At 73.8% G+C, this 4,759-nt stretch carries 4 protein-coding genes; all 4 read right to left on the bottom strand.

Annotated features, from left to right (window positions below):
- Nucleotides 1-1,395: DNA primase (gene dnaG / locus EEJ42_RS33960; protein ID WP_123105919.1), on the bottom strand; the 1,395-nt coding region annotated here is incomplete at its 3' end.
- A 66-nt stretch (nucleotides 1,396-1,461) separates the two neighbouring features.
- Complete coding sequence (locus EEJ42_RS33955) at nucleotides 1,462-2,757, bottom strand: NAD(P)/FAD-dependent oxidoreductase (protein ID WP_123105917.1); 1,296 nt, start codon at nucleotides 2,755-2,757, stop codon at nucleotides 1,462-1,464.
- A 234-nt stretch (nucleotides 2,758-2,991) separates the two neighbouring features.
- Complete coding sequence (locus EEJ42_RS33950; RefSeq protein WP_123105915.1) at nucleotides 2,992-4,392, bottom strand: deoxyguanosinetriphosphate triphosphohydrolase; 1,401 nt, start codon at nucleotides 4,390-4,392, stop codon at nucleotides 2,992-2,994.
- Nucleotides 4,389-4,759, bottom strand: a 371-nt coding sequence (locus EEJ42_RS33945) for a CbiX/SirB N-terminal domain-containing protein (protein ID WP_281291568.1), incomplete at its 5' end; no start/stop codon positions are given. The genes EEJ42_RS33950 and EEJ42_RS33945, both read right to left, overlap by 4 nt.

The raw sequence follows: 4,759 nt of genomic DNA, 5'->3' as shown, positions 1-4,759 counted from the left end.
GGGGGCGCCCCTGTGCTGCGGGCGGCCGCGCTGGTCGGGGCGCTGGTCGCCGCCCCGGCCGCGGTCCCGCGCCCAGCGGGCGAGCTGGCTGACGCGCTGGACGACGAACTGGGTGTCGAGGATGCCCAGCAGCCCGGCGAGATGGACGGCCGACTCGTGCTGGATGGAGCTGTTCTTGATGCCCGCGACGACGGGCGCGGCCTCGTCCAGGGCGGCGGCGCGGCCCACCGCCGTGTCGAGGTTGTGGCGGGCGACGATCTGCCGGATGGCGAACTCGAAGAGCTGGGTGCGGCTCTCGACCAGCGCCTTGACCGCGTCGTCGCCGTGCGCGAGCCGCAGCTCGCAGGGGTCCATACCGCCCGGGGTGATCGCGATGTAGGTCTCGGCGGCGAACTTCTGGTCGTCCTCGAAGGCGCGCAAGGCGGCCTTCTGGCCCGCCGCGTCGCCGTCGAAGGTGAAGACGACCTCGGCGCCGGAGTTGTCCATCAGCAGCCGCCGGAGGATCTTGATGTGGTCGCCGCCGAAGGAGGTGCCGCAGGTGGCGATGGCGGTCGTCTCACCGGCCAGATGGCAGGCCATGACGTCCGTGTACCCCTCGACGACCACGGCGCGGCTGGTCTTGGCGATGTCCTTCTTGGCGAGGTCGATCCCGTACAGGACGTGGGACTTCTTGTAGAGCGGGGTCTCGGGGGTGTTCAGGTACTTGGGGCCGTTGTCGTCGTCGCGCAGCTTGCGGGCGCCGAAGCCGACGACCTCGCCGGTGATGTCGCGGATGGGCCACATCAGGCGGCCGCGGAAGCGGTCGATGGGGCCGCGGCGGCCGTCCTGCGCGAGTCCGGAGAGGATCAGCTCGCGGTCGGTGAAGCCGCGGCCGCGCAGGAAGCGGACGAGGTGGTCCCAGCCGGCCGGGCTGTACCCGACGCCGAAGTGCTGGGCGGCGGCCTGGTCGAAGCCGCGCTCGGCGAGGAATTTACGGCCGATCTCCGCCTCGGGGCCGTCCAGCTGCTCGACGTAGAACTGCGCGGCCGCCCGGTGCGCCTCGACCAGCCGGGTGCGCTCGCCCTGCTGGCGGCCGGGGGTGGCGCTGCCCTGCTCGTACCGCAGGGTGATCCCGGCCTGGGAGGCGAGCCGCTCGATCGTCTCGGAGAAGGAGAGGTGGTCGATCTTCATGACGAAGTCGACGGTGTCGCCGCCCTCCTGGCAGCCGAAGCAGTAATAGAGCCCCTTGCTGGGGCTGATCTGGAAGGACGGTGACTTCTCGTCGTGGAAGGGGCAGAGCCCCTTGAGATTGCCACCGCCCGCGTTCCGCAGCTGGAGGTATTCGGATACGACGGCGTCGATCGGGACCGCGTCCCGCACCGCCCTTACGTCGTCATCGTTGATCCGGCCTGCCACGCGTGAATTCTACGGCCGGGGTCCGACACCGATGTCCGGCACCGGTCGGGCCCCGGCCCCTTGGCGCTACGGCAGCAGGGAGGTGAGCGGGACGGACGGGTCGGCGAGGGCGCCCGGGTCGGGCTGGGCGCCGCTGCGGATGAGCTGCTGGATGGGCCCGGTGACGTCCCACACGTTCACGTTCATGCCCGCCAGCAGCCGGGCGTCGCTCAGCCAGAAGGCGATGAACTGCCGCTTGCCGACGTCGCCGCGGATCAGTACCTGGTCGTACGAGCCGGGCGGCGCGTAGCCGGAGTACTCCAGCCCGACGTCGTACTGGTCGGAGAAGAAGTACGGCACCCGGTCGTAGGAGACGTCCTGGCCGAGCATGGCGCGGGCGGCGGCCGGGCCGCCGTTCAGCGCGTTCGCCCAGTGCTCGACGCGCAGCCGGGCGCCGGGCGGGAGGGCGCCGCGCGCCGGGGTGCCGTCAAGGAAGGCGAGCGGGGCGGAGGCGGCGTCGCCGGTCGCGAAGATGTCCGGGTCGCTGGTGCGCAGCGCCGCGTCGACGGCGATGCCGCCGCCCGACGCCCGGTCCACCACCTCCAGCCCGGCGGCCTCGGCGAGGGCGGTGCGCGGGGCGGCACCGATGGCGGCGAGCACGCTGTGGCAGGGGTGTTCCTCGCCGTCGTCGGTGAGGGCGGCGAGCACCACGCCGTCCTGGCCGGTGATCGCGCTGAGCCTGGCGCCGAAGTGGAAGCGGACGCCGTGCTCGCTGTGCAGGTCGGCGAAGAGGGCGCCCAGTTCGGGGCCGAGGACGGAGTGGAGCGGGGTCGGCTCGGGTTCGACGATGGTCACCTCGGCGCCGTAGCCGCGGGCGGCGGCCGCGACCTCCAGGCCGATCCAGCCCGCGCCCGCGATGACCAGCTGTCCGTTGTCGCGGCCGAGGCTGGTGAGGACGCCCTTGAGCCGCTCGGCGTGGGCGAGGCGGCGCAGGTGGTGGACGCCGACCAGGCCGGTGCCCGGGATGTCGAGGCGGCGCGGCTCGGCGCCGGTGGCCAGCAGCAGCCGGTCGTAGTGGATCCGGGTGCCGTCGCCGAGGGTGACGGCCTTGGCGTCGCGGTCCAGGTGGGTGGCGGGCTGGCCGAGGTGGAGCTCGATGTCGGCCTGCGCGTACCAGGCGGGTTCGTGGACGAAGACGCTGTCGCGCTCCTGGCTGCCGGTGAGGAAGCCCTTGGACAGCGGCGGACGCTCATAGGGGTGGTCGCGCTCGTCACAGATCAGGATCACCCGGCCGGTGAAGCCCTCCGACCGAAGGGTTTCCGCGGCTTTCGCCCCGGCCAGACCCCCTCCGACGATGACGAACGTCTGGTGTGCGTCGACCACTTGTTTTCCTCCTCGCTGCCGGGCGGTGCCTCTGCGTTTGCTTTTACCCCGGTCGCGTCGACCAGTCGCATCAGCCGGAGCTTTGGCCATGGGGAGCCTCGTGGGAGCCTCCCGCACCAAGCGGGACGGGGGAAGGGGGCCGTGCGGAGTGGCGGGAACGGGCAGGGTGGGGCGCGAGAGCGAAGCGGTGGCGGTCGCACGCGGTCGCGGGTGGCCACATACGGTCAGGCGCGGTCATACGTGGCGCACCGAACGCGGGGCCGTGAGGCGGGCGTGGAGGGATCGGGCCGAGGCGTCCGTCAAGGCCGCGATCTGGTCCACGATCGCGCGCAGCCGCCCCGCCTCGTCGCCCGCCGCGTCGGCCGCGTCGAACAGGGCGCGGAACTGCGGGTCGAGCCCGTCGGGGGCGCGGGCGATCAGCGCCTCGCCCAGCTCGGCGATCACGACGCGCTGATCGGCGCGGACCAGCTCCTGGTCGGCGCGCTGGATGACGTAACGGTCGGCGACCGCCTTGAGCACCGCGCACTCCAGCCGGGCCGGGCGCGGCACCACCAGCTCGGCGCGGTAGCGGGTGAACCGGCCCGTGCCGTACGCCGTCCGGGTGGCGGACTCGGCGGCGAGGCAGAACCGGCCGATCAGCTGGCTCGTGGCGTCCTTGAGGCGGGCTTGGGCGACGGACGTGCCGTCGTAGCCGTGCGGCCACCACTCCTGGTCGAGCAGCCGGTCCAGCGCCTCGGCCAGCTCCTCCGCCTCGGCGCCCGGCGCGTAACGGGCGGCGGCGACGGCGAACACCTCGCGCCGCTCGGGCTCGGCAAGCAGGCTGTTCGGGTCGAGATGGCCCGCGTGCAGGCCGTCCTCGACGTCGTGCACCGAATACGCCACGTCGTCCGCCCAGTCCATGACCTGGGCCTCGAACGGGGTCCGCCGGTCCGGCGCGCCGCGCCGGAACCAGGCGAAGACCGGCAGGTCGTCCTCGTACACCCCGAACTTCGGCGAATCCGGGTCGCGCGGGTGACCGCCGCGCGGCCAGGGGTATTTGGTGGCCGCGTCCAGGGCCGCCCGGGTGAGGTTGAGGCCGACGCTGACCGGTTCGCCGGTCTCCTCGTCGGGCACGAACCGCTTCGGTTCGAGCCGGGCCAGCAGCCGCAGCGACTGGGCGTTCCCCTCGAAGCCGCCGCAGTCGCGGGCCACCTCGTTGAGGGCCTGTTCGCCGTTGTGACCGAAGGGCGGGTGGCCGAGGTCATGGGCGAGGCAGGCCATCTCCACCAGATCCGGATCGCAGCCGAGGGCGGCCCCCAGCTCCCGGCCCACCTGGGCGCATTCGAGGGAGTGGGTCAGGCGCGTACGGGGCGTGGCGTCCCAGGCCGGGGTGCGGGCGGTGCCGCCGAGGTCCGCGTCGGTGGCCGGGGCGGCGGGCACGACCTGCGTCTTCCCGGCCAGCCGGCGCAGCGCGGCCGAGTGCAGCACCCGGGCCCTGTCCCGCTGGAACGCCGTCCGGCCGGGCCGCTTGTCCGGCTCCTGGACCCAGCGCTCCAGGTCCGCCGCGTCATAGCCGGGGGTCGTCGGTGGTGCGGTGGTGTGGTGCGTGGTGCGGTCCGGGGTGTGACCCGTCGTACGACCTGCTCTGCGGCTCATACACCGACGGTAACCGCCCGGTACGACAGCGGAGCACAGGCGAGGGCCTGTTCGTAGCGGTGGAGCACCAGCCGGGCGACGGCCGGGTGGGCGCCGAGCGGAGCCGCCGCGACGCCGGGGGCGGCGTCCGCGCACTGGGTGGCGAAGCGGCCGGGGGCGGTGAAGTACGAGGCCACGGCGATGTCGCGGTGGTGCGGGGCGAGGGCGCGTACGGCATCGGCCACAGTGGGGCCGGCGGCGGAGGCGTACGCCGGGACGACCGGTACGCCGCCCAGCCGGGCGCCGAGCAGGGTGGCGGTGGCGGCGGCGTCGACGGCCGCGTCGGGGTCGCGGGAACCGGCGGCGGCCAGGACGACGGCCCCGGGGC

The sequence above is a fragment of the Streptomyces botrytidirepellens genome (assembly GCF_003721215.1).
Lineage (GTDB): Bacteria > Actinomycetota > Actinomycetes > Streptomycetales > Streptomycetaceae > Streptomyces > Streptomyces himastatinicus.
This window is presented reverse-complemented; position numbering and strand designations above follow the sequence as displayed.